Raw genomic sequence first — 25,912 nt, 5'->3', positions numbered from 1 at the left:
CCTGTGATTTGACTCCCTCGGCTACAGATGATAGGGTATTTTCGAAGTTAAATTTTTCCGGGAGGGAATGCCCATGACGGAAGTAAAGCTTAGTATCGGATACGACGAATTCGAAGAAGGCCAAAGAATTGGCACTGAAATTGAGAAACTTAGTAGCAGCCCTGAAAGTTCTTCGCTGACAAGTCTAATTATCGGTGATTGGGGGCAAGCCTACGAAAATAGTTCAGAAGAAGTTGTAGAGTCACTGGTTACGCATAGTGCTAGTTTCCCTGCTTTGCGCAAGCTTTTCATAGGCGAGATGGGCTATGAGGAATGCGAGATTTCTTGGATTACCCAAAGTGATCTATCGCCGTTGCTCCCTGCTTTTCCAGAGCTACAGTCACTCACGATTCAAGGTGGGAATGAGCTGAGCCTCTCAGAACTCAAACACGACAAGCTAGAAGAACTGATTATTATAAGTGGAGGCTTAGGTAAAGCCGTTCTTGAACAGATTGCAACTAGCCAATTGCCGAATTTGCGCAAGCTGGAGCTATATCTCGGCGTAGATAACTACGGATTTGACGGCAGCCTAGCAGATCTTCTCCCTCTTATAGAAGTAGGAAAGTTCCCTAAGCTTACTTATCTAGGTTTAAAAAATAGCCAGATCCAAGATGAGATCGCAGGTGCATTAGCAAATGCTCCTATTCTGGATCAGCTAGATACGCTCGATCTATCACTCGGTACCCTAAGCGACGAGGGGGCAGAATTGCTACTAGCCAGCGACAGAATCAAAAAATTAAAAGCATTAAACCTAAGCCATCATTATATGTCTGACGAGATGATTAGCCGCTGGAAGCAAAGTGGATTGCCTGTTGATGTTAGCGACAAGCAGGAAAGCGATGATGAGGAAGACTGGCGTTATCCTTCCATCACAGAGTGAGCCTCTCATGAGGCCGATGATCGTTATCGGTATTCCCGGTGATAAACGGACTAGCGGCATCCAGCAAGCGCGTTCCGATCTTGGAATGCCCCCTGCCATTATTTTATCGTACGCTGAGTTTCTGCAAGGAAGATCGTTAGGCGATCTTATGGAAGAGCAGAAGAAACAGATACCCCGTCAGTCCTCCGTTTATAACGGAGTAGATCTCAGTGCAGCTCCCCCGCTACTGAGACTGGAATCGCCTGGCAGCAGCTTCGAGATAGAACGAGCCATTATCGCTCTGGGTGCACCGGATTCGGAAGATATGGACGATTCCCTGCATCCCTTCGCCGATAGGCCTGATCCGCGACCACTCCGCGTGAAGGTAGCCCGTCAATTGAAGGAAATGCAAGGTGTCCTGCATCATCCATCACAATGGTTCCGTGGCTACTGCCGAATGCTGGCTAGACTACAGCGAGAGGCCAACACCGCGTGTCCAGGTTCGCTGTGGTTAAATGACCCTACTGACATTGCGGCCATGACCGATAAACGCCAGACACAACAGATTCTGAGCGAGGCAGGGATTCCAATCCCTCGCCCAGTAGGCGAAGATCAGCAGCCTACGGATTATGACTCTCTCCGGGAGATGATGTTATCCCGGCGCATGCACCGGGTATTCATTAAGCTGGCCTTTGGTTCTGCCGCTTCTGGAGTGATCGCCTATCAAATCCATCCTGTGACGGGGGCCGAAATTGCCTTAACAACAGTGGGGGTCGAGGATTACATCACTCGACCACCCATTTACTATAATTCCGGTAAACTGCGACGGTACACGGATACCGCCACAATCTCGGGAATTATGAACTGGATCTACCAGCACGGTGCTTATGCTGAGCAATGGATCCCTAAAGCGGGGCTTAAGGGTAAAGCATTCGATATTCGCCAGCTAGTCGTTCTCCGCGAGGCCTGCCACGCGGTTGCCCGGGTCAGCCCTACACCAATTACGAATCTGCATTTACGCAACCAGCGGATGTCTCTTTCGGAAGCCGGTCTGTCTGAATCCGTACAGGAGCAGGTGCGGAATACCGCTGTGCAAGCACTGGCTGCTTTTCCCCGTTCCGGGGTAGCCGGAATCGATGTACTCGTCTCCGGGGGTTCACAGCAATGTTTTGTCGCGGATGTCAATCCATTTGGCGACTTGCTGTACGATGTGAAATACCGCGGCTGCAGCACCTACGAATGGGAAATGAAGGTATTGTCGGCTAGAGACTATATCACACCTCCCTCCACACCGCTTATAAAGGAAGGATTATCTTAATGGATATGAACACCATCGTCGGCACTCATGACATTCTTATGATCACACTCGATACTCTTCGTTATGATGCTGCTGTTATGGAAGAATCAAACTGCCCGAACTTGTGCGGAACCGGATCATGGGAGAAAAGACATACCCCAGGCAGCTTTACCTATGCGGCTCATCACGCCTTCTTCGGCGGTTTTTTGCCTACTCCAGCCACAACGGATAAGACGGAACATATCCGAATGTTCCATTCCCGAAACACCGGAATGAAGACGCATCCCCATACCTGGCTGTTCGATACACCCGATATCGTATCCGGGCTTGCTGCCGAGGGCTACCGTACGGTTTGTATTGGGGGCGTTATTTTTTTCACCAAAAAAAATCCACTCGCTCGTGTGTTACCAAGCTATTTCCAGCAAAGCTACTGGCGGATGACGTTCGGGGTCACCAATCCGCGTTCCACAGAGCATCAGGTGAATCATGCCTTGAAGCTGTTGAAGGATACTCCGGGCGAACAAAGATTGTTCATGTTCCTCAATGTCTCAGCCATTCACGGGCCAAACCATTATTTTATACCCGGTGCTAAAAAGGACTCCGTAGACAGCCAGCGCGCCGCACTCCGCTATGTGGATGGTGAACTGGGCCGATTATTCGATGCCTTCCGGGAACGCGGTAATCCTACCTTCTGTCTGGCGTTTTCTGATCATGGAACCGCTTTTGGCGAAGATGGCTATCAGGGGCATCGCTTGGCTCACGAGACCGTATGGAACGTCCCTTATCGGGAATTTATTTTATAAAAGGAAAGGATGGAGAACTGTTATGACGTTATCGTCCTTCTCTTTAGAAGAGCTTCACGGGTGGAAAGACAATATTACTGCTAACCCTTACCGATCTTATCTGTATTCCTATCCACACAAAACAGCTTACAGGGATTTGCAGCCTCCGATGCCGCTAGAAACCTTATGGCGAGATGAACCTGCAGAATCCTTTTTTCTATATATGCATATCCCGTTTTGCGGTGCTCGCTGTGGATTCTGCAACCTGTTCACCTTGCCTGATAAACGCGCGAATGTTCACGCTACATACGTAGACGCGCTAGAACGCCAAGCCAAGCAGTGGGCAGCGTTCACCAAACATAAGCCGTATGCCCGTTTCGCGATTGGTGGTGGAACACCTACATTATTGGCGGCAGATCAACTGCGTCGTTTGTTCCACATTGCCGTTGATACGATGGGAATGGATACGAGCTCAGCCTCCATCTCAGTGGAAACTTCACCGGAGACGATCACCGAAGAGAAGCTGAATATTCTAAAAGAATATACGGTGGATCGGGTCAGTATGGGCATTCAAAGCTTTGTCGCAGCTGAATCGGCGGCCATCTATCGCCCGCAGAATCCGGATGAGGTGTATCGCGCATTGGAGCTGCTGGGAAAATATGATTTTCCCATTCTAAATTTGGATCTGATCTATGGTCTTCCAGGGCAGACCGTCGACTCTTGGCTGTATTCTCTAAATCAGACGCTTAGCTATGATCCTGAGGAAATCTTTATTTATCCGCTCTATACCCGTGAGCATACCATCGTAAAGCCTGATGATATCCAGCGTCAGGAGGATATTCGCCTAGACTGCTACAAGGCCGCTGGGCAGCTGCTTAAAGCCAGAGGTTATCGCCAATATTCCATGCGTCGTTTCGCCAAGGAAACCGCAGGAACAGATAAACGCATTCTTGACTACAGCTGTCAGGAAGAAGGAATGGTCGGGCTAGGCTGCGGGGCTAGGTCCTATACCCGCAATGTGCATTACGCTTCCCGTTATGGGGTGAGCCGTAAAGCAACCGAGAGCATTATTGCCGATTACGTCAGTGCAGATCGTTACGATACTGCAGATTACGGAATTGTGCTAAGTCTGGAAGAACAGAAGCGCCGCTTTATTCTAAAGGCGATTTTACATAGTGAAGGTCTGAGGCTTGGAGATTATAGTCTGCGCTTCGGAAATTCACTCTGGAGTGATTATCCTGAACTGTCTAACCTGCTTCATACCGGCTTAGGGAAAGAAGAAGATGGAGTTTTACGCCTCACTACTGAAGGCATGGGCTACTCCGATTCCATCGGTGATTGGTTTATTTCAGGGGAGATACGAGAGCAGATGGAAAGGTTCGTATTACCATGAATGCGGTCCTCTACTACCGTGGGTCTCTCACCTCCTGCAACTATGACTGCCCCTACTGTCCTTTCGGCAAAACAAGAGACAGCGCAGCCACTCTCGCGAAGGATCGACAAGGACTGGAGACCTTTGTCGAGTGGGCCTCTCTGCAAGGTACAGCGGGCCATCGGCTGTCTATCTTTTTCAATCCTTATGGCGAAGGGCTGATTCATCGCTGGTACAAAGAAGCGATGATCTCGCTCTCCAATATGGAGCATGTGGAGAAGGTAGCGATTCAGACGAACCTTTCAGCAAATCTTGACTTCATTCATAAGCTGAATCGAAACAAGGCTGCCTTTTGGGCTACTTATCACCCCGGACAGGTGAGCGAGGATAAGTTTCTAACGCAATGCATGACCTTGTATGAGAATAATATGCCTTTCAGTGTAGGGAGTGTTGGGATCCGCAGCGCCTTTCCTGCTATAGCCTCACTTCGCGCAGCATTACCGGAGAGTGTATATCTATGGGTCAATGCTTATAAAGATAAACCGGATTACTATACTGCCGAGGATCTTTCCATTCTGAGCAAAATTGATCCGCATTTTGCTGTGAATGCTATGGATTACGAGAGCCTTGGTCAAACCTGCAACGCTGGAAATGAAGTCTTTTATGTACAAGGCGCTGGACTGGTGAAACGCTGCTATAAGGACAGAGGTATCATAGGCAATCTCTACCGCGATGGCTTGGAAGGTGTATCCGCTGTAAGAGCCTGCCGAATGAAGGTATGCGACTGTTATATCGGTTATATTCATATGCCAGAGCTGAAGCTGCAAAACATCTATGGATCAGGTCTGCTGGAACGGATTCCTTATGGCGCTATGAATCATTGAGGCGAGAATTTGCAGTAAGATTAACTGCATGTTAAATTTCAAGAAATAGAGCCCTGTCAGTATTTCTAGACAGGGTTTCTTATCTTCATGTGGAATATGAAAAGTAGCCCTCGTCTACAGGGCGACAGCAAACACTAAGTTGGAGGGATGAATAGCTGATGAAAAACATTATTAATTTTGCGCATCGCGGCGCATCGGCAGTGTGTCCGGAAAATACTATGGCAGCGTTCCGCAAAGGTCTTGAGTTAGGTGCAACCGGGATTGAAACCGATGTACAAATGACAAAGGATGGCGGGCTTGTTCTTATTCATGATGAAACCCTAAACCGTACGACAAGCGGAAGTGGCTATGTGAAGGATAAAACCCTTGCAGAAATTCTGGAAGTGGACGCGGGCTCTTGGTTCAGTCCCGAGTTCAAAGGCGAGAAACTCCCCTTGCTAGAAGATTTGTTAGATCTGCTGCAAGGTCGAGATACAGTACTGAACATCGAGTTTAAAAATGGTACTTTCTTTTACCCGGGTATGGAGGAAAAGGTTATCGCGGCTGTACGGGAGTTCAAGATGAGCGATCGTGTGATTTTTTCAAGCTTCAACCATTATTCACTAGCTCACAGTAAAACGATCGCACCTGAGATCAAGACAGGAATTCTATACGGGGAAGGTCTGTATCGTCCTTGGGATTATGCAGCTACGCTTGGCGCAAACGCACTACATGCTTATCATCAAGCAGTGCTTCCTGAATTCGTCGAAGAAGCCGCTAAGCATGGCATCGCTTATCATCCTTGGACTGTTAATGATCCAGAGCGGATGAAGGCTTTAATCGAAGCTGGAGTGTCAGGTATTATTACAGATCATCCAGATGTGCTGGCTGGGCTTCTAGCTAAATAATAAGGGAGTGTGACTGTGTGAAAAAAGTCTGGTTGCTCGGATTCGGCTTTTTCAGCATCAGCATTACGTGGAGTCTGTATAACGCATTTGTACCCTTTTTTCTAGAAAAATACGTACATAGTGTGGCACTTATCAGCTTCTTGATGACGATTGATAATTACTTTGCCTTATTCCTGCAGCCTTGGATTGGCAACCGTAGTGACCGCACTACCTCGCGTTTTGGACGCAGAATGCCTTATCTTATGATCGGTATGCCTTTCGCTGCCGTGCTAACCATGCTGATTCCGTTCCATACCGGACTATTTACACTTCTGTTGTTTATGATGCTGATGAATCTGGCCATGAGCTTATACCGTTCACCAACCGTCGCCCTCATGCCGGACATTACGCCAGAAGAGCAGCGTACGAAGGCCAACGGGCTGATTAATTTCATGGGTGGGTTCGGTTCTATTCTCGCTTTTGGCGTAGGTTCGATCCTGTATAAATCAAACCCAGCGCTACCGTTTATCGTTGCTGGACTGATTACCTTATTATGTCTGTTTATCGTATCACGCTTTATTAAAGAAAATCGGGATGGCGTAAACGTGCAAATGAAGCTTCCTTCAGAAGCAGGGACTGCCACCAAGCCAACTCGTATTTCCTTTCGAAGTCAGCTTGACCGTACCACAGTATTTTTGCTAGCGGCGATTTTCTTCTGGTTCGTAGCATATCAAGGCGTTGAGACACTGTTTACCTTATATGGCAAACATCATCTCGGCCTAAGCGAACAGGCGGCCTCTTTCTCGCTCACTTTCTTCTCTTTGGCCTTTGTGCTGTTCGCCATTCCGAGCGGTTGGCTGGGCGGAAGATTCGGGAAGAAAAAAATGATCATCATCGGCGTATGCGGACTAATGACCATTTTTGCTCTCGTCGGTTTTGCAAAGGACTTATTGCTCCTTCGAGGGTTACTGTTGCTAGGTGGAGTCTTCTGGGCTTGTATTAATATCAATTCCTATCCTTATGTTGTGGCAACAGGGACAGAAGAGAGCATTGGTACACGAACTGGGATGTATTATCTCGTCTCTTCCCTTGCGGCCATCAGTTCGCCTCCACTATTGGGACTTATGATTGATATCTTTGATTACTCGATCCTGTTCTACGTGGCGGCGATTAGTATGGCAGTTGCTCTTGTCTGCTTGTTCCTCATGAAAGGCCGCAAGGATGTGACTAACAGCATTCATTCGCCTGGCGCATAATTTCATTTCAAAGGGAATAGTTAGTCCAATAAAAATAGCGGCAGTCGTGGACCTATTGTAGAGGTCCATGGCTGCCGCTTGTATTTTACACCAACTCATGCTAATTCTTATAGACGGAGTAACGCCCCGTACCAAGCTGTTTGGCAGCATACATCGCTGTATCTGCTTCATTTAGCAGCCTAAAATGATCCACCTTACCATGACTTATGCTGATCCCTATACTCATGGATACGAACAAGTTATGTTCGCCAAGCTGGTAACTCTTAGTCGTCTTCTCCAGAATCCGCACAGCAAGCTGCTCCGCTTCCTTCTGAGTGCTACCTTTGGCGACAATCACAAATTCATCCCCGCCCACGCGGAAAATATGACGTTTTCTTTTGCTGGAGAATTGAATTAGATTTTTACCCACTTCTTGCAGCAATAAGTCCCCCACATGATGCCCCAAGCTGTCATTGATCGATTTGAAACGATTCAGATCCAGAAACAAAACAGCAAGCTGTTCATTTACTTTGCATCGATCCCAAAAATGATCCATTCCATTCTTATTCAATAACCCCGTTAAAGCATCCTTATACGCCAGTTCTTTCAATTGCTCTCTTTCAGCCAATACTAGATTCATGCGTGTAAGTAAAAACATACATAGGGCTATCGTAAGACTATAGACCACCAGCGGTATAATAACCCCATCATCGGCCACTTCATTTCCCAGTAAGGTTTCTACACCTAGCTGGTGCATGATCCATAGGGAGGCGACGATAATGATCACGGAAAGACCGGTATGAATCGCTCTTTTTTGAGGCGTTTTAGAAGAAATATCCCGGTAAAGTCTTAGCACTAAATAACCGGCCGCTGCTGCGATGAGAATGGAGAATAACGTTTGTAAGTAAATCTGGACCTCTGCCACCTTAAATTCGCACATCCTTCTGACTACAAAAATGATTAACTATCTGAGCAATTACTATATTAAAATGCTCTGAACATTATCTGAACACTAATTATATCTTCAAATGCCGTGCACAATTGTATAGTTCGCAATTCCATGTCGAATCGGATTTAATAATCCGGGTAATAGATGTATTACTCAGCAAAACAGTTACATTCAGTTCTGGAAAAAGTCTTCTAAGGCTACTCCGTAAAATCGCACCATGGCTAACGACCAATATACGACTGCCCGGATGTTTCTCCGCGATATCTTCGATGGCCTGACTGCCTCTGATCTCACTGGCCTCCGGACTTTCCAGTCCCAAATCTAGCTTCTTCCACTCACTTCCCCATCGTTCAACGCGATCTTGTTCCGTAGTACCTTCAATCTGCCCTGCGTTCATCTCACGGATCCCTGGTACTAAACCGGCGATCTCCATACCAAGCCTTGTTGCAATTACCTCTGCTGTTTGTCTCGCTCTAAGCAGATCACTCGAATATAAATAGTCCCATTGTTCAGTGCTGAGCCGCTCAGCAAGAAGAACCGCCTGCTGCACACCCTCAGCATCCAATGGATTATCCGTATGCCCTTGCGCTCTGCCTTCTTTATTCCACGCGGTACTTCCATGGCGAATTAAACCTATTGTAGTCATAAAGATCTCCCTTTAGTTGTTGAGTTCTAGTACTATTCTTGTAATGGTATCTACATTCTATCAGAATCTTTCCATGGATATTTGAAAAATGAGGTTATCCATGTTTTAGAACTTGAGGTATAATAAACCTTACCGCTTTTTACATCAGCTACAGGATAAGGAGATTTTGGTTAATATGAAAAAGTTATTGTTTCCGTTCTTTCTCGCATTTCTACTATGTTTGGTTCCGGTTTATACAGTTTGTTCCTCCACTGTTGATGCTGCTCCGGTTCCAAAAAACACCGTGTATGTGACCAAGAATAATCACTCGTACATCCCGCTGCGTCTCTTAAATAATTTCACTGGTATACATGCTGAAATGAATGCTAGTGACAAGCGTATAACCATTACGAACGCAGACACTAAGATTACACTTACTGTAGGACAAGCAGCTGCGCTAGTCAACGACAAGCCAGTTACACTAACCGATTCCGCTTTTAGTGATAACGGTACGGTATATATCCCTTTGTCCTTTATCAGCAAAACGCTGGGCTTTCAATTAGAGTGGAATCAGGAAGCCTCTTCTGTAACCCTTACTAATAACGGAATTTCATCAACGGTACCTGTACTGACTGGCGCACTTATCAAAGCAGATTCCTCCCCCGTTGTCAGTGCTAGCAAAACTTTTAAGGTGGGCGGAAGATCCTTCAAAGCCCAAACGGTTACGGTATCCCTACTGCATCCTAAAGTGAAGCTCGACGTTGTACTAGCAGGAAATACGGTGGGAAAAGTTGAGGACCTGAGCAGTCTAGCCAAGCGCAATAATGCCGTAGTGGCTATTAATGGTACGTTCTTTGATGCCTATACTAAAGGGGCCTACAAAGCTCCTTACGGTTACATGGTCAGTGGTGGAAAAATGCTCAAAAACAGCTCTGGAGATCGCCGTACGATTTTCACCTATGACAGCAATCACCTGGCCTCGCTTATTCCCGGACTAGAGTTTACGAACCATTTCGCTTCCGGATCTATGGAAGGGGCGCTCCAAGCCGGACCACGTCTGCTTGTGAATGGTAAGGTATCTCTTAATGTTGCAGCAGAAGGCTTCAAAGATGCTAAAATCTTAACAGGCGGCGGAGCCCGCAGCGCACTCGGCCTCACTCGCGACCACAAGCTAATTCTGCTAACTACTGGTGGAGCTACTATCCCACAGCTGGCAGAAATGATGAAGCAGGCTGGAGCGTATCAAGCCATGAATCTGGATGGCGGCGCATCGAGCGGATTATACTACAATGGCAAATATCTCACGACCCCTGGGCGTCAGATTAGCAACGCGATTGTGGTTAAATATCAATAGAATGATCTAGCCAGCGGCACGAACGAGCGTTGTGCTAGGTTCGCCTTCTACTTCTAAGAATACTTTTTTTGATGCATCTATTGCAGTTTGTGCAATAGATGCATTCTTTTTTATAGGAAAATAGGATTCTGTTGTACTTTGTACATTAGAATTCGACCCATTTGTAATAATAAGACGTTTTGGTAACCAATTGGTTGCAGAATGTGCAATAGAATCAAATTCCAATGTCTTTTTGATAGAATCTATTGTACAAAGTGCAACTATTCCTCATATTATTTTTCGGCAGCTAGACGTCCTTTTTGCATAATTTTCCTAGTCCGTGTTACTGTATAACCGTGTGAACCATTGCATTCTTATATTTGATCAAAGGAGCACAACTGTGGAGACTATTCTAATCATAGAGGACGATGCTAAGCTCGCAAGCCTACTAAGCACGTATCTATCTAAATATGAATTTCGTACGGTGATAGTAGAGGATTTCAACAGGGTACTGGAGATTTTTAATGACAACCATCCTGACCTTGTTCTGCTGGACGTTAACCTGCCTAAATACGACGGGTTTTATTGGTGTCGCCAGATTCGCACTACCTCACTCTGCCCTATTCTTTTCATATCCGCTCGGGATAGTGGAATGGATCAGGTGATGGCGCTAGAAAATGGCGGGGATGATTACATCACCAAGCCTTTTCATTATGAAGTCGTACTTGCCAAAATCCGCAGCCATTTACGCAGAGCTTACGGCTCTTACTCACAAATTCAAGAGGAACGGACGCTCCAAGCCGGAGAACTAATTCTTTATCCTGAGCGGTATGTGATTCAATATGGCGGACATACTAGCGAGCTGACACAGAAAGAAGCGGTTCTACTGGAAGCCTTATTGCTAAAAGAAGGACGAGTTGTTAACCGAGAGCGTCTGCTAGATCTCATGTGGAAGGATCAGCATTTTATAGACGATAATACTTTAAATGTGTACATAACCCGTGTCCGCAAAAAGCTCAAGGATCTCGGTCTTGGCGATATTGTGGAAACCGTAAGAGGCGCTGGCTATCGGCTTATTGTCACTAAGGATATGCCATGAAGCTATTTTGGAGAGACCAGATTTCGCTAATCCTTTTCTATCTGTTTCAAATGCTACTTATTCCTTTGCTATATTGGCTGTCTGGAGAGAACAGACCGATCTCTATCATGCTCTATGGAATCGCTCTGAGCACCGTAGTTCTTTTACTATTTTTAGGCTACCGATATGTTCAGCACCGGAGATTGTATGCAGCATTAAGTGATCCTATGGACATGCTCCAAAAGCATCTCGTATCCTTAGGGGACACTCCACTTGCCGAAGCGATCCATGAGTTATTACAGCTTATTGACCGCCAGTATCAGGAGCAGGTAAATGGGCATGTCCGCCAAATGGATCAGCATATCGTATTCATGAACCGCTGGGTTCATCAGATGAAAACTCCACTCTCTGTAATTCAGCTCACGCTAAAGGATCTTGAAGAGGAAGCCGCTACAAGTATTCAGGAGGAATTAGAACGTCTACGCGGTGGGCTGGAGATGGTTATTTATACGGCAAGGCTTGACCGATTTGAAGATGATTTTCAAGTTGAACCGTTACTTCTACGCAAAACAGTTAGTGAAGCGGTAGCCGAGAATCGCAGACTCTTCATACGCCGAGGCATAAAAGTAGATGTACAGGTGGATGCCAATCTCGCTGTATATAGTGATGCCAAATGGTTGATGTTTATGCTGACCCAAATCTTAACCAATGCCGTAAATTATACCTCCACCTCCGGTACCGCTAAAACTGTTACCCTCTCAGCTCAGCGTGCAGGCACCGACACGATTCTGGATATTACCGACCAAGGCATCGGTATTTCTCCTGAGGATTTGAAGCGGGTTTTTAATCCCTACTTTACGGGTGATCGTGGACGACATTATCATGAATCGACAGGTATGGGACTGTACCTCGTTCGGGAGATTTGCAGCAGGCTCGAACATAAAGTGGTTATTCAGTCCCGGCTCGGAGAAGGAACCCGCGTGCGACTTATATTCAGCAACAGTGATCATCTACAGAAATAAGCCCAGAGGGTACTTCTAGTCATACTTATGGCTATGTAGTCCCTTTTTTTTGCAAATACCCCACTCTTGTTAGGATACGAACATAACCTTAACCACGTTGTAAGATAACGTTAAGGTAAATCCATAGCAGCTTATCACTCGATCTTATAAATTATATACATAAACCGTCCCTGCTTCGTGAGGGATAAAATCACTTTTGTATTGGAAGGAATGTATGATATGAATGTATTAGAGGTCAAAGGACTTCATAAGGTATACCCCGGCAAAATAGCGACCCAAGCCCTCACCGATATCCATCTTAATATTGAAAAAGGTGAATTTGTAGGCATCATGGGCCCCTCCGGTAGCGGCAAGACAACACTGCTTAACATGGTTTCCACGATCGACAAGCCCTCCTCTGGCGAGGTGAATATCAATGGCAGCAACCCATATCTTTTGAATAAAAAAGAGCTCGCCCATTTTCGCCGCAAACAACTAGGCTTTGTGTTTCAGGACTTTAACCTGCTTGAGACATTAACCGTTGCTGAGAATATTGTGCTGCCCCTAACTCTGGATAACCGTAGACTCTCGCAGATGGAGATCTTGCTTCAAAGCGTCGCAGAACGCTTAAACATTACCGATATTCTTAGTAAACGCACCTATGAAATTTCAGGGGGACAACGTCAACGGACCGCAATTGCCCGGGCAATCATCACCTCCCCTTCGATTATATTGGCCGATGAGCCTACAGGTGCGCTTGACTCCAACTCTTCACGGACGGTAATGGAATCGCTGGAGAATATTAACCACATAGAGGGCACGACGCTAATGCTTGTAACGCATGATCCACTGGCAGCGAGCTACTGTAATCGAATCGTCTTTATAAAAGATGGCAAACTGGCGGCAGAAATTCACCGGGGAGATAACCGTCAGGCCTTCTTCCAAAAGATTATCGATACACTTTCATTCTGGGGAGGGAATAGTCATGAACTTTCCTCAATTCGCGTTTAACAATGTGCGGCGCAATTCACGGGCTTATTTTGCCTTTTTCTTAAGCAGTGCTTTTATGGTCATGATCTTTTTCTCTTATTCAGTCTTTATTTACCACCCTAGTATTACGAACATCGCGCTGGGTGCCAATTCAGCCTCCGGCATGCAAATTGCTTCTTATATCGTGTTTATCTTTGCGTTCTTTTTCGTTCTATACTCGATTAGTGCGTTTCTGAAAATGCGTAATCTGGAGTTCGGCATACTGATGATTTTAGGCGCACGCCCCGGCCAGATCAACAAGCTGATTCTTATAGAAAATATGCTGATCGGGATGCTCTCTATAGTAACAGGTACGTCTTTTGGCATGCTTTTATCCAAGCTGTTCTTGCTGCTAAGCACGACAATTATGGGCATGGAGCCACTGCCATTTTATTGGCCAATGAAGGCGTTAATAATTACTTCTATCTCTTTCATTTCATTATTTCTGGTCATTTCGATCTTCACATTATTGTTCATTCGCAGGCATCAAGTCCTTGAACTGCTTAAGGGAAATGTTAAGCCTAAAAAAGAGCCTCGTGTCTCCTTCTTGTTCTCGCTTTTCGGATTTCTACTGTTGACCATCGGCGCTCTCGCTATACGGAAGCAATTGTCTCCCAGTTCACTCCTAGTCGCTGCTGTTACAGGTATTGCGGGAACCTATTTTTTCTACTCTCAGCTGTCCGTACTAGGAATACGATTGCTTAAGCTAAGCAGAAAACGGCTTTGGCGTGGAACCAATCTGCTGTGGATTTCCGAGATGAGCTACAAGATCAAAGACAATGCAAGAATGTTATTTCTTGTTACGGTAGTTACCTCGATTGCTTGTATGGCTTCAGGATTTCTTTTGTCCATCAATCAAGCGAACACGGAGCACTATAAAAAAACCTCCTTCGCAATGAATTATTCAAATTATAATCCAAAGGGAGAGATGCCTGATTTAGGACACATCCATAATAAATTACAGAATGCCAAAGTCGAGTATACAGAGAATAAAGTTGATCTAATTTCCGCTTCCATTCAAGGAATCGATAAAAAAACCATACTTAACATTGATATCATTTCACGGTCAGAGTTCAATCAATTGGCTCCTCAAATGAATGTGCCCGAAGTGGGACCCTTATCTGAGAAAGAAGCTGTATTACTGCTGAGCCCTCATATCCAGACACAGAATTATGCTGCTAATCAAACGGTTCTTTTGAAAAATCAGAAAGATGAAGAGCTGCTGCTAAAAGAACTGCGAACTCCCAAGATACATCCAATGGACCCCATGGCAAGCTCACTCTTAATCGTAGATGACGGCTTCTATGAGAAGTTTTCTTCAGCAGGGAAATACACCAGGCCATATGTGAGATACCTATATAAAATCCCAGCATGGGACGGCCCTACTCCTGAGGATAACTCCCCTGAAGCTGTGATCACCAGAGAACTTATCCAGTGGAGTAAAGCATCCAACAGTGCTAACCATCAATACAACGCCTTACTTACAGCACGAGCAGACAGCTATTTATCAACCAAACAGGGAACAGCCATATTTAGTTTTATTGGCATTTTTATCGCGCTGATTTTCTCGCTTTCATCGGCCAGCTTTCTCTTTTTTAAGCTTCATACCGAGCTGAATACGGACAAACAAATGTACAATGCTTTATCCAAAATCGGTTTAAGTACAAAAGAAATGTCAGCTTCTGCTACCAAACAAATTTCTGTGCTCTTTTATATTCCGATTGTGATTGCCACCATTCAGACCCTTGTCGTGATTCGTCCCATACTGAAGCAAATGAATATCACCGATGTAACTCTTCCCGTACTAATTACATCCGGTACATTCCTTGCTGTGCAGACCCTCTATTTCATTATTGCTCGATCTCGTTACATTCATAGTCTCAAAAAAATAATGGTATAAAAGACTTCTCTTCAGTTGGCGGAACAGTGACTCTCACGTTACACTTGCTATATTATTCAATAAACCTAGCAAGGAGGTTCCGAATTTATGTCCAAGGCTGATCATATGTTATCCATTCTTTGGATGCTTAAGCAGCGGGGAAGAACCGCCGGAGAACTAGCGGAAGCGTTAGAGATCAGTGTTCGGTCTGTGTACAGATACATCGATGCGTTATGCATCAGTGGTGTACCCGTTATTGCGGATAGCGGGCCTGGTGGCGGTTACAGCTTACCGGAGCATTTTATTGAGGCGCCATTATTCTTTGACTCCGAAGAGCAGCGGGCCCTTCTACAAGCTTCTTCTTTTGCCAGGGGCACCGGATATCCTTATGTTGAAGCTCTGGACCGAGCCCTATCCAAGCTAAAAAGATATAGCAATGCCCAGCAATTAGAACAAATGGAGCGCCATGAGAATGGCATTGAGACGATCCATTCTCCTTCCCCGTCGCTTAGCCATCTGATTCAAGAATTGGAATTGGGGGCAGCGAACGGATACACCCTGCAAATGGAATATCGTAAGGGTAATGGAGAAACCAAATCATCCCGTGCCATTGATCCTTACGGACTTGTACTCTGGAAGGGCCAATGGTACACCGTAGCTTACTGCCACGAGCGACATGAAATTCGTAGTTTCAGGGTGGATAGAATCATTGAACTACATCGTACAGAAGCTGTGTTCGCTCGTCCTGCTGACTTCTCTGCACGTGATTTTTTGTTAAAGAGCTTACTGCCTGCACGCAATACTGAAGAGAAACTAGTTACAGTAGTCATCGCATCCGACGAGGGAGTCTTGAATGATCTATGCAGCCATTGGTTGTTCGGACATACGCTGGTACAGCGCATGGAAGGACAAGCCCGCTTTCAAGTGGACGAAACTTCTTTACTGACTTATGCACCCTATTTCTTGTTGCCTTATGGAACCACATTACGCATCATGGAGCCTTCCTCACTAAGAGAAAGACTAGCCTCCATAGCCTCCAATTTAGCAGCTCATTATAAGACATAAATTACTTTAGGATCACTGACCGTAGTTGTCAGTGATCCTTTTGTATAGTGTAAATGAGTCTGAGGGAATAAATGAACCTATAAATCAAGGAGGAATAACGAATGAAGGAACTACACTATGAATTTTATATTGGCGGAACACCTGAGCAGGTATGGGAAACCTTAATCTCTCCGGAAGGTACGAAGCAGATTTATTACGGCAGCGTTATTCGTTCAACCTTCAAAGAAGGAGAATTACTGGAATACATCGGACCGGGTGCAGATGGAGATGAAACGCTGCATGTCTATGGGACTCTGCTGGAGTTCACCCCACAAAAAGCACTGCGTTTCACACATAAGGTCGGCCCCTCCTATCATAAAGGGTATGAAAGATATGAATCGCGTATTTCTTGGCTGCTTGAACCAGTGGGCGGAACTACTAAGCTCACGCTTATCCATGATGAATGGCATCCTGAAGATCCTTCGTATGCAGGCAGCATCAGCGCTTGGTGGCAGGTTCTAAGTAATACCAAGACTTTAGTAGAGACTGGACGCACGCTTGATTTTGGAAGCTGGACATAACTTCACGACTAATAAAAACTTGGATCAGACTATTCCAATTAAAGACAAGCCTATAAGTAGACTCAACCTTAGCCCCTCGGCTGGAGAGCGCAAGCCTTCTTTCCGTTAGGGGCTTTTTTGCGCCTAAATTGATTTTGCCTTAGGGAAACATTTTTGTTGCAGGGACAAAGTTGTTCACATATACTAATATTGTGTCAGACCACAAGAAAAATTCCAATGCACAAAATAATAACCATAAAAATACAAATAATAATAAATGAAAGAAGGGGATCTAATGTCTGGAGCTAGTATTCCTTTATCAGAAGCGGCTAAAGGAAGCACACTGCGTATCAGCGGCATTGAAGTTCAGGGTGTGCTTAGAAGAAGATTACTGGATCTCGGGTTTGTAGTCGGTAATGCCGTTGAGGTGTTACGGCGTAGTCCCTTAGGAGATCCTATAGCTTTTCGGGTAAGCAACACGACCATTGCATTACGTAGAGAAGAAAGCTCTTTAATATTTGGAGAAGTCATCGGAGGTGTAGAAGCATGAGTCATTTCACAGTCGCTTTTGCAGGCAATCCTAACACTGGCAAAAGCACGCTTTTCAATCTGCTGACCGGCATGCGCCAGCATACAGGAAACTGGGCAGGTAAAACCGTCATTACTGCTGAAGGCGAGTTTAAGCATAAGGACCATACGTACCTCGCAGTAGATCTTCCTGGTACGTATTCGCTGTACTCGAATTCTGCTGATGAAGAAGCGGCTAGAGATTATATTATTTTTGAACAGCCCGATGTGACACTAGTTGTTCTTGACGCTACCTCGCTAGAACGAAATCTCAACCTTGCCTTACAAGTGCTGGAGATTACCGGGCGGGCTGTAGTCTGCATCAACCTCATCGATGAAGCCCGTAAACTCGGTATCGACATCAATCTAAAACGTATTTCCAAACGTCTCGGCGTGCCTGTTGTAGCGATATCGGCTCGCAATAAAATCGGTATTGAGGCGTTATTGGATCAGGTGGAGCGAGTGGCTACAGGCGCATTCACTGCACAGCCACTGCGTATTACGTACAACGAGGAGATTGAACGAGGAATTGCAGAGCTTACACCGCTGGTAGAACAAACCATTGGCAGCAAATACCCGGCCCGCTGGATTGCATTGCGCCTGTTAGATGGTGATGACAGCCTTCTTACCTCACTTAAAGAGAATATGAAGAATAAAGAATTACCTGAAGCAAAGGAGGTCATCGGTCATGGAGTCACCGCATATCACTAAGGGATTAGATCCTCTAGATTCCTTGCTGTCCACCGCGAAAAAGCTCGCTGACGGCGGAGCGATACGGGATGAGATTGTCAGTGGTATCTATGGCGTATCCGCAGGCATCTGCGGGGATGCAGTCACCTATAGGAATAAGAAGAAGCTGAACAGCACTTATAAGCTAGATAATATCGTAACTTCAAAAATATGGGGATTCCCCATTATGCTCGCCATCCTCGGTATCGTGTTCTGGATTACGATTGCCGGCGCCAACTATCCTTCAAGCTGGCTTGCTTCCTTCTTCGGCTTCATCGAAGGCTATCTCACTGCCGGATTTGAGGCGATCCATGCCCCCGCTTGGCTACACGGTGTACTTGTTCTGGGATTATATCGAGGAACCTCTTGGGTCATCAGCGTCATGCTGCCACCAATGATGATATTTTTTCCAGTGTTTGCGCTGCTTGAGAATTTCGGATATCTGCCGAGGGTTGCTTTTAACATGGATCGGTTGTTCAAAAAATCAGGTGGTCACGGCAAGCAAGCTTTGACCATGTCTATGGGTTTCGGCTGTAATGCCGCCGCCATCCTCTCCACACGAATCATCGAATCGCCGCGTGAACGGATGCTCGCGATTTTGACCAACAATTTCGTTCCATGTAACGGCCGCTGGCCGACATTGATTCTATTGTCTTCCTTATTCATGGCAGGAGCGGCTACGACAGGCGCACTCCGTACCCTCACCACCGCCTCCGTACTTATGGGGATGGTGCTGATCGGCATCATCGTTACTCTGACGGTTTCCTGGGTCATGTCCAAAACTGCGCTACGCGGTGTTCCAACGCATTATACACTAGAGCTCCCGCCATATCGTCGTCCACAAATTTGGAAGACCATACTTATTTCCTCTAAAGATAAGTCTCTTAACGTACTTACTCGTGCCATCGTCGTTGCTGCCCCTGCCGGTATTATCACTTGGATTCTTGGCAACCTGTTTGTTGGTGGAGATTCTGTCCTGAATCATATGGCTGCATTCTTCGATCCTTTTGCACACATGCTCGGCATGGATGGCTTTATCATCATGGCCTTTATTCTAGGACTTCCTGCGAATGAAATCGTACTGCCCATTCTGCTTATGGGCTATATGTCCTCAGGAGCTATGGTCGATATCGACAGCTTGGGCAGCATCAAAGATGTCTTTTTATCACATGGCTGGACTTGGCTGACCGCACTTAATATGATGTTGTTCTCCCTGCTCCACTATCCTTGCGGCACTACACTCGTGAACATCTATAAGGAGACGAAAAGCATGAAGTGGGCTGTTCTCTCAGCAGTCATCCCGCTCGGCATCGCCATTGGTGTTACGTTTGCTGTCGCTCAGCTTGCTCGGTTGTTTGGCTGGGTGTGACGTAAGCCTGCGGCATGAAATTGCCCCTCTTCACCTTCATTACCGGCAGCACCTTATATCACCTTCATTACCTAACTTCAGCTGGCTTCACAGATTCCTAGCCTCCTTGAAATATTTTTAGGGAAATCCTCCCTCTAATTCGGACTTTATAAGTGCAAATTGAACTTTTTGCGGAAATTCTCCCTATAAATGAACGGATTATTGCCAAAATGGGCAATTTCTGCTGAATTACAGGGAGGAATTCCCTGAATATTGATGATATCGATTAAAACAATATAAATTACAGGGAGGAATTCCCTAATTATTGATCTCATTAAGATCAGCTCAAATAAATAAGCGGCCGCCCGAATACTTCCCGGGCGACCGCTTCATCAGACCAACAGTTTATTTCTTACGCGTTCCACCATCTCTACGACGGTAGAGTACAGCGCCAGCTATCGCTATCAAAACGATAATGACTCCACTGATCCCTACATTAACAAGTGGAAAAGAGTCACTCTCCGCAGCTGGTTTCCCCTCAACTTCAGTCGCCCCATTATTCCCAGTTTCGGATTTCGGCGAATGGTTTGATGTTACCTCCGGAGAAGCTGTAGGAGTACCTGCCGATATACTAGGTCCAAGCTCCTTCAGATCCTCTGATGCCGAGGCAAGCAGCTTCGTTCGGCTGCATAAACTGGCCTCTAATTTACCAGAGTCATCTTCGTCATTAGCATACGCATAGACGATATAACTTTCCCCTTCCACGAATTCAAACCCACAGCTGGCAGACGATAAAGCAGTACTCAAGGTAACTTTATTCCCCTTAATTCCTTTCCAGCTGGAATCGACTTCAAAGGTTACTTTTACTGGATCCGCAGATGAGATTATAGTCCCCTTTGGCTCCTTTTTGTCCACTACTTTCCCAGTAAAGACGGCTGAACTTGACTCCAGCGCCTCAAGTGGCTCCGCAGGTACAACACAGGAACACGCATAAGTAACGGAGGGACGCACCGTCAGTAAGGCCATAAATATTAACGTTATACTTAGGAACATCATAAATGGACTGCGGAACTTGGTCTTAACCATCATAATAACCTCCTTCTTTACTCTACAGACGGAACAGAAGAAGAAAGTGTTACAACAATTTCCAAACAAGTTATACAAGTCTAATCTTTTCCATCCTAAATAGTCTTCATAAGTCCCTCATGTCTACTGTACCTACTCATAACCCTCGCGCAATTGCAATCATCCGCTGAATCCCCTCACGTAGCACCCCTTCGCTTGCAAAGGAGTAACTTATTCGAATCCTCGACCTCATCTCACCAAGCGGATCAAACAATTCTCCTGGCACAAAAGCAATCGACTGCGCCATACTTGAGACAAACAGTCGATCCGCCGAAAGATGGTCCGGCAGCTTCACCCATAAATTTAAGCCCCCTTGCGGAGGCGTCCACTCCCACCCAGTCCCAGCCAGCTCCTCCTCTACAATCTCCTTATGCACCTGAAGTGCAATGCGTAGCTTACCGAGATGCTGTTGCAAACGTGATGACGTGTAGTAATGTAGGAATATCTTCTGGTTAAGCAGCGGAGTACCATTGTCCGCGAGTGATTTGGCCGTGATCAAGCGCTCCATAAACGGATAGCGACAAGCCACCGCACAGATCCGTAAGCCTGGGGCTACATATTTACTGAAGCTGCTAATATAAATCACCCAGCCCTCCGTATCATAAGCAAAAAAAGGCGGCGGGGGCTCCTCTTCAAAATACATATCGCGAAATGGGTCATCCTCTACCAGTAGACAGCGATAACGCTCAGCAAGCTCGACCAACAGTTTACGTTGCTGCGCTGGCACCGTATATCCAGTTGGGTTATGATGAGTCGGATTGATATAGAACATGCGCGGTCTATGCTTTTTCATCAGCGCTTCAACTTCCTCCAAGTCGTAGCCCATCGGAGTGATCTCCACCGGAACCAGCCTTGCCCCCTCCCGGCGAAAAATATCCATGGCCACACTGTAGGTTGGTCGCTCCACAAGCACCGTGTCCATAGGCCCGAGCACAATTCGTGCAATCAGATTGATCGCCTGCTGCGCACCTGAAGTAATAAGCAGCTCTTCCGAAGATAACTGTAGCCAATGCTTCTTCCGAAAATGACGACTTAGCGTCTCCCGTAACTCCTCATCTCCCTGAACCGAAGAGTACGTCCCCATGACCTTGGGATATAAATCGAACACTTTTTTGACATAGTCGGATAGAAAAAGATTTGGCAAAAGACCTGGATCAATCAGCGCCTGTGAGAACTGATACTTAGCAGGCATTCTCTGTATATCCGAAAGAGGATTAGTGAGCGCATAGGCAGTCACTGCTGCTCCTTTTTCTACAATAGGAACCAAGCTAACAGGCGATACGTAATAACCTGATTTATCTTTTACATAAACTTTTCCATCCTCTGTCAGCATTCTATACGCTTTGAATACTGTCAGTCGATGTACCTGTAATTCCTCCGCCAGCAGCCGTATAGAAGGAAGCTTATCATGTGCCCCCCACTCCCCTCGCTCCATGCGATTCACTAGAAATTCATATACCTGCCGAAACAAGGGATGATTATTCTCCACGCTCGCTGACTTTTTCACCTCACTGCAACTCCTCTCCGAACAACTCCTATTTACAGTATTGTACACGATTTTCGAAGTCATCTGTTCTATTCAACATCATCTGTTCTGTGTTCTCCCCTATATGATTAACGAACTGGTTCAAGGATCGTTATATACACACACTAAAGGGGACTTTCAAAATGATCTTATTCGCTTATGCACTTGTATGTCTGATCTTCGGCACGACCTTTCTAGCTATCAAAATCGGTGTGGATGCCGGTGCGCCGCCCTTCTTTTCAGCAGGCTTGCGATTTTTTGTTGCAGGCGCTGTTCTATTTCTATGGATGGTCTGGAAACGAAAAGCTAGCTTCTCCCTGCTCCTGCGTAAAGAAATGCTCTTCACCGGATCTGCGTTAACCTTTGGCACCTTTGCAGGTCTCTACTGGGCTGAACAATATGTATCTTCCGGGTTAGCAGCTGTACTCTCTGCCACAGGTCCGATCATGATTCTGTTGCTCCAAACTTCTATTCTTCGACAAAAAGCACCTGCCATCTCCCTATATGGTTGTATCATCGGGTTGACCGGCGTACTGCTGCTCGTTCTTCCTAATCTTGTCGTTGATATTTCACCGTTATGGCTCATCGGCTGCGCAGCTGTCCTCATTGGGGAATGCTGTTACGCAGTAGGTGCGATTTATTCTAAAAAAGTAATCAACAGTATGCCTGAGGTCTCTCCAATCGCACTAAATGCAGCCCAAATGATGTATGGTGGAGTGCTGTTATTCATTCTTTCCTTAGCCACCGAAAATGTACATCCTGAGTTTCTGCTCTCTTACGAAATCGCAGGTTCACTGCTCTATCTAATCGTAATCGGCTCGATGGTCGGTCATTCGTTGTTCTACTGGCTCGTCGCTAAGACAAATCCTGTGTTTCCCTCTACCTGGCTCTATATCTCTCCACCGATTGCCGTAGGGGTTGGCTTTTTCTTTTATCATGAAGCCGTGAATTGGGTTACGATCCTCGGTGTATTCACTATCATTGCTGGGACCATCCTGGTCAATGCTGATGCCTTGAAACAATTAATGTTAAAGCGTAGGGTCCGAACATCTGCGTCAAAAAAAATGAATATATGACGTACTATATATTGCAATTATGACCACTATTGCGTATTATATAACCAAGTTAAATTAAAAACATCTATATATGACTCATATATAAAAGGAGGATTCGCTTAACGGCGCTTCTTTTCTAAAGAGGAATGCCTTTTTATCTGAAGTGGAGGGAATTGCGATCGAACTGACATCACGTCAACTAGAAATCATTGATATTGTGAACAAAAGAGCTCCGATTACCGGCGAACAGATTGCCGAATGTCTGAATTTAACACGGCCAACGATTCGCTCCGATCTCTCTGTTCTGGTTATGCTCAAATATATCGATGCTAAACCTAAAGTCGGTTACTTCCCGGGACTCAAATCATCTAATCGTCTGGGAAGCAATTATTTGTTGCAAGAGACAAAGGTAAAAGAGATTCAAAGTGTACCTATTATTATCCGTGAGACTACTACGGTTCAAGATGCCGTAGTTACGCTATTTCTACAGGATGTTGGCACCCTTATTATTTGTGACGAAGAGGGCAAGCTCACCGGTGTTGCTTCACGTAAGGATTTCCTGAAAGTAACCCTTGGCAATCCGGGTGCTGTCTCCATGCCCGTAAGCATGGTCATGACACGCCAGCCCAAAGTAGTCACAACTTCACCAGATGAGACGGTGCTTGATGCCGCACATAAAATGATTTTTCACGAGGTAGATAGTTTACCGGTAGTTGTTCCCAGCGCCACAGAAGACAATGGTACGAAACTGGATGTCATAGGACGCTTGACGAAAACTGCTATCGTAAAACTTCTCCTCGAACTAGAAGCCAAAGGATAACAGGAGGAATTCATGAGCATCGAGCAATCTTCCAACCTAATAACGATCTGCTCAGATTCTATAGGAGATACGGCGGAAGCTGTCGTGCAGGCCGTCATTCATCAATTCCAGAATCAGCAGATCACCATCAAAAGATACGGGAACATTAGACATGAAGATGAGCTCCGGAAGCTTATGGAAGAAGCCGCGCAGCATAAAGGTTTTGTCGTCTATACGCTGGTGCAGCCGGAGCTAAGAGAAATGATTAAAGAAGAGGCTGTACGGCTTGACCTTCGTATCGTCGATATCATGGGCCCAATGATGCAAGCTTTCATTGATACGTTTGACGACGCTCCTCAGCAGCGACCGGGTTTATTGCACCAGCTTGATGAGAACTACTTCCGCCGTATGGAGGCTATCGAATTCACAGTTGCCTGTGATGATGGTCGCGATCTCGGCGCTATGCTGAAGGCCGATATCGTTCTACTAGGGATGTCCCGTACTTCAAAAACACCACTTAGTATCTTTTTGGCCCATCGGGGGAAAAAGGTCGTTAACTATCCGATTATTCCAGAAATTGCTCCTCCGCAAGAGCTGCTAAACTTGCCGTCGAACCGACTGATCGGACTAACCATGAAGCCGGAGTATATGCTGAAGATTCGCTCCGAGCGGCTGAAGGTGCTTGGGTTACCGACTGGCTCCCAATATGCAAGTCTGGAGCGGATTACAGAGGAGATGGAATATGCCTCTTCTCTGTTCAATAAGCTAGGCTGTCCTGTAATCGATATTACCGACAAAGCTATAGAAGAAACCGCCGGTATTATAATGGGTTATATCTAACATTCAGTTAAAATTTATGGGATGTACTGGAGGGAATTAGAATGGATCGCGAACTGGCTCTTGAGATTGTACGGGTAACTGAACTAGGTGCATTATCCTCAGCTCGCTGGATCGGGCGGGGAGATAAAAATGCGGCAGATGATGCAGCCACGACTGCCATCCGCTCCATGTTTGATTCTGTCTCCATCGACGGAACGGTCGTCATTGGTGAAGGAGAGATGGATGATGCTCCAATGCTCTATATTGGCGAGAAAGTCGGGAATCAAAAGGGTCCGTCTGTCGATGTAGCCGTCGATCCTCTGGAAGGCACTGAAGTGGTGGCCTGTGGTCTTCACAATGCACAATCCGTGATTGCCATAGCAGATAAGGGCAGTCTGCTGCATGCTCCAGACATTTATATGGAGAAACTCGCTTGCGGCCCTGAACTTGCTGGAAAGCTTAGTCTGGAAGACCCTGTAGAGGTCACTCTCCAGAAAGCATGCCACTTCAGCGGCAAGTCCCTCTCCGAGCTAACCGTCATGGTACTTGACCGCAAGCGGCATGAAGAGCTCATTCATAGCCTTCGTGAAGCGGGTGTACGGATTAAACTACTAGGACACGGAGATGTAGCTGGCGCTATTGCGGCAGCTCTACCAGATAGCGATGTCGATTTGTACATGGGCTCGGGCGGAGCACCTGAAGGCGTCCTTGCCGCTGCCGCACTGAAATGTCTTGGTGGAGAAAAGCAGGGCCGTTTGCTTCCTGATGGACCTCTTGAGCAGCAGCGCTGTGTCCGTATGGGAATTTCTAATCCTACGCGAGTGTTATACATGGAGGACATGGTTGGCACAGGCGACGTACTCTTTGCCGCCACTGGCGTAACCTCAGGTGAATTTCTGAATGGTGTCCGTTTTATCGGCAAAGAGCGCGCTGAGACGCATTCGGTCATCATGCGGGCACAGAGTCGAACAATCCGCTACATCCGTAGCATTCATTTCCTGCCTGGCAAAGAAATACCGGATGGACTAACCGTTAGACAGAATGTTGCCTCTCTATAGCATTACACAAAAAAACAGGCTATCTCACCAGCTCACCCTTGGCTAGTGAAATAGT

At 46.1% G+C, this 25,912-nt stretch carries 25 protein-coding genes; 21 read left to right on the top strand and 4 right to left on the bottom strand.

From position 1 onward, the window contains the following. Positions 1-73 precede the first annotated feature (73 nt). The 7 genes from ACQKMP_RS24205 (at position 74) to ACQKMP_RS24175 (ending at position 7,355) form a co-directional block, all read left to right on the top strand. Positions 74-919: an STM4015 family protein gene (locus tag ACQKMP_RS24205; RefSeq protein ID WP_341049904.1), complete on the top strand. Its 846-nt coding sequence runs from the start codon at positions 74-76 to the stop codon at positions 917-919. Continuing rightward, a complete protein-coding gene (locus tag ACQKMP_RS24200; RefSeq protein WP_339269180.1) occupies positions 879-2,216 on the top strand; it encodes an STM4014 family protein in 1,338 nt (445 codons plus the stop codon). The genes ACQKMP_RS24205 and ACQKMP_RS24200 overlap by 41 nt, the downstream gene beginning before the upstream one ends. Further along, positions 2,216-2,998: an STM4013/SEN3800 family hydrolase gene (locus ACQKMP_RS24195; protein WP_042185413.1), complete on the top strand. Its 783-nt coding sequence runs from the start codon at positions 2,216-2,218 to the stop codon at positions 2,996-2,998. Before ACQKMP_RS24200 ends, ACQKMP_RS24195 begins: the two co-directional genes overlap by 1 nt. A gap of 22 nt (positions 2,999-3,020) precedes the next feature. Continuing rightward, positions 3,021-4,370 (top strand): STM4012 family radical SAM protein, encoded by a 1,350-nt coding sequence (locus ACQKMP_RS24190; protein WP_427471428.1) that lies wholly within the window; start codon positions 3,021-3,023, stop codon positions 4,368-4,370. Beyond that, positions 4,367-5,233: an STM4011 family radical SAM protein gene (locus tag ACQKMP_RS24185; protein ID WP_427471426.1), complete on the top strand. Its 867-nt coding sequence runs from the start codon at positions 4,367-4,369 to the stop codon at positions 5,231-5,233. The genes ACQKMP_RS24190 and ACQKMP_RS24185 overlap by 4 nt, the downstream gene beginning before the upstream one ends. 158 nt (positions 5,234-5,391) lie before the next feature. Then, positions 5,392-6,120, top strand: coding sequence for a glycerophosphodiester phosphodiesterase (locus ACQKMP_RS24180; RefSeq protein WP_076301059.1), 729 nt, complete (start codon positions 5,392-5,394; stop codon positions 6,118-6,120). A gap of 17 nt (positions 6,121-6,137) precedes the next feature. Continuing rightward, complete coding sequence (locus ACQKMP_RS24175; protein WP_339269172.1) at positions 6,138-7,355, top strand: SLC45 family MFS transporter; 1,218 nt, start codon at positions 6,138-6,140, stop codon at positions 7,353-7,355. A 100-nt stretch (positions 7,356-7,455) separates the two neighbouring features. Here ACQKMP_RS24175 and ACQKMP_RS24170 read toward each other — a convergent pair whose 3' ends face one another. After that, positions 7,456-8,274, bottom strand: a complete 819-nt coding sequence (locus tag ACQKMP_RS24170; RefSeq protein WP_427471423.1) for a diguanylate cyclase domain-containing protein — start codon at positions 8,272-8,274, stop codon at positions 7,456-7,458. A gap of 76 nt (positions 8,275-8,350) precedes the next feature. Then, on the bottom strand, positions 8,351-8,929 hold the full coding sequence (locus ACQKMP_RS24165) for a histidine phosphatase family protein (RefSeq protein WP_042185403.1): 579 nt from the start codon (positions 8,927-8,929) through the stop codon (positions 8,351-8,353). A 175-nt stretch (positions 8,930-9,104) separates the two neighbouring features. Here ACQKMP_RS24165 and ACQKMP_RS24160 point away from each other — a divergent pair, with 175 nt between their 5' ends. The 10 genes from ACQKMP_RS24160 (at position 9,105) to ACQKMP_RS24115 (ending at position 19,497) form a co-directional block, all read left to right on the top strand. After that, complete coding sequence (locus ACQKMP_RS24160) at positions 9,105-10,262, top strand: phosphodiester glycosidase family protein (RefSeq protein ID WP_405175779.1); 1,158 nt, start codon at positions 9,105-9,107, stop codon at positions 10,260-10,262. A 379-nt stretch (positions 10,263-10,641) separates the two neighbouring features. After that, positions 10,642-11,340, top strand: a complete 699-nt coding sequence (locus ACQKMP_RS24155; protein WP_042185399.1) for a response regulator transcription factor — start codon at positions 10,642-10,644, stop codon at positions 11,338-11,340. Next, a complete protein-coding gene (locus tag ACQKMP_RS24150; RefSeq protein ID WP_042185397.1) occupies positions 11,337-12,341 on the top strand; it encodes a sensor histidine kinase in 1,005 nt (334 codons plus the stop codon). The genes ACQKMP_RS24155 and ACQKMP_RS24150 overlap by 4 nt, the downstream gene beginning before the upstream one ends. Before the next feature lie 219 nt (positions 12,342-12,560). Beyond that, entirely contained in the window at positions 12,561-13,331 is a 771-nt protein-coding gene (locus ACQKMP_RS24145; protein WP_042185395.1) for an ABC transporter ATP-binding protein, read from the top strand. Beyond that, positions 13,306-15,249 carry an FtsX-like permease family protein gene (locus tag ACQKMP_RS24140; RefSeq protein ID WP_042185393.1) on the top strand — a complete coding sequence of 648 codons (1,944 nt, stop codon included), beginning with the start codon at positions 13,306-13,308 and terminating at the stop codon, positions 15,247-15,249. Before ACQKMP_RS24145 ends, ACQKMP_RS24140 begins: the two co-directional genes overlap by 26 nt. A gap of 87 nt (positions 15,250-15,336) precedes the next feature. Then, entirely contained in the window at positions 15,337-16,293 is a 957-nt protein-coding gene (locus ACQKMP_RS24135; RefSeq protein WP_341049921.1) for a YafY family protein, read from the top strand. Between the two features lie 101 nt (positions 16,294-16,394). Further along, positions 16,395-16,853: an SRPBCC domain-containing protein gene (locus ACQKMP_RS24130; RefSeq protein ID WP_042185389.1), complete on the top strand. Its 459-nt coding sequence runs from the start codon at positions 16,395-16,397 to the stop codon at positions 16,851-16,853. A 274-nt stretch (positions 16,854-17,127) separates the two neighbouring features. Continuing rightward, positions 17,128-17,382 (top strand): FeoA family protein, encoded by a 255-nt coding sequence (locus ACQKMP_RS24125; protein WP_042185387.1) that lies wholly within the window; start codon positions 17,128-17,130, stop codon positions 17,380-17,382. Next, positions 17,379-18,110 (top strand): FeoB small GTPase domain-containing protein, encoded by a 732-nt coding sequence (locus tag ACQKMP_RS24120; protein ID WP_042185385.1) that lies wholly within the window; start codon positions 17,379-17,381, stop codon positions 18,108-18,110. Before ACQKMP_RS24125 ends, ACQKMP_RS24120 begins: the two co-directional genes overlap by 4 nt. Beyond that, positions 18,088-19,497, top strand: a complete 1,410-nt coding sequence (locus tag ACQKMP_RS24115) for a nucleoside recognition domain-containing protein (protein WP_427471419.1) — start codon at positions 18,088-18,090, stop codon at positions 19,495-19,497. Before ACQKMP_RS24120 ends, ACQKMP_RS24115 begins: the two co-directional genes overlap by 23 nt. A 384-nt stretch (positions 19,498-19,881) precedes the next feature. Here the strand turns inward: ACQKMP_RS24115 and ACQKMP_RS24110 are convergent, their stop codons facing one another. Together ACQKMP_RS24110 and ACQKMP_RS24105 are read right to left on the bottom strand one after the other, a co-directional pair. Continuing rightward, positions 19,882-20,565, bottom strand: coding sequence for a hypothetical protein (locus tag ACQKMP_RS24110; RefSeq protein WP_427471417.1), 684 nt, complete (start codon positions 20,563-20,565; stop codon positions 19,882-19,884). Positions 20,566-20,698: 133 nt separating this feature from the next. Further along, on the bottom strand, positions 20,699-22,108 hold the full coding sequence (locus ACQKMP_RS24105) for a PLP-dependent aminotransferase family protein (protein WP_042185381.1): 1,410 nt from the start codon (positions 22,106-22,108) through the stop codon (positions 20,699-20,701). Between the two features lie 161 nt (positions 22,109-22,269). Between ACQKMP_RS24105 and ACQKMP_RS24100 the strand changes: the two genes are divergently transcribed. From ACQKMP_RS24100 to glpX, 4 genes are all read left to right on the top strand, one after another. Further along, positions 22,270-23,202, top strand: coding sequence for a DMT family transporter (locus ACQKMP_RS24100; protein ID WP_042185373.1), 933 nt, complete (start codon positions 22,270-22,272; stop codon positions 23,200-23,202). Between the two features lie 142 nt (positions 23,203-23,344). Further along, positions 23,345-24,001: a helix-turn-helix transcriptional regulator gene (locus ACQKMP_RS24095; RefSeq protein WP_042185371.1), complete on the top strand. Its 657-nt coding sequence runs from the start codon at positions 23,345-23,347 to the stop codon at positions 23,999-24,001. 12 nt (positions 24,002-24,013) lie between these two features. Then, on the top strand, positions 24,014-24,820 hold the full coding sequence (locus tag ACQKMP_RS24090; RefSeq protein ID WP_427471414.1) for a pyruvate, water dikinase regulatory protein: 807 nt from the start codon (positions 24,014-24,016) through the stop codon (positions 24,818-24,820). A gap of 41 nt (positions 24,821-24,861) precedes the next feature. Continuing rightward, complete coding sequence (gene glpX / locus ACQKMP_RS24085; protein WP_427471412.1) at positions 24,862-25,857, top strand: class II fructose-bisphosphatase; 996 nt, start codon at positions 24,862-24,864, stop codon at positions 25,855-25,857. Positions 25,858-25,912: the final 55 nt, after the last annotated feature.

Origin of the sequence: Paenibacillus sp. NPDC101420, from assembly GCF_050277435.1 — a bacterium.
GTDB lineage: Bacteria > Bacillota > Bacilli > Paenibacillales > Paenibacillaceae > Paenibacillus_AQ.
The sequence above is the reverse complement of the archived record's forward strand: the minus strand, read 5'-3'. Positions and strand labels throughout refer to the sequence as shown.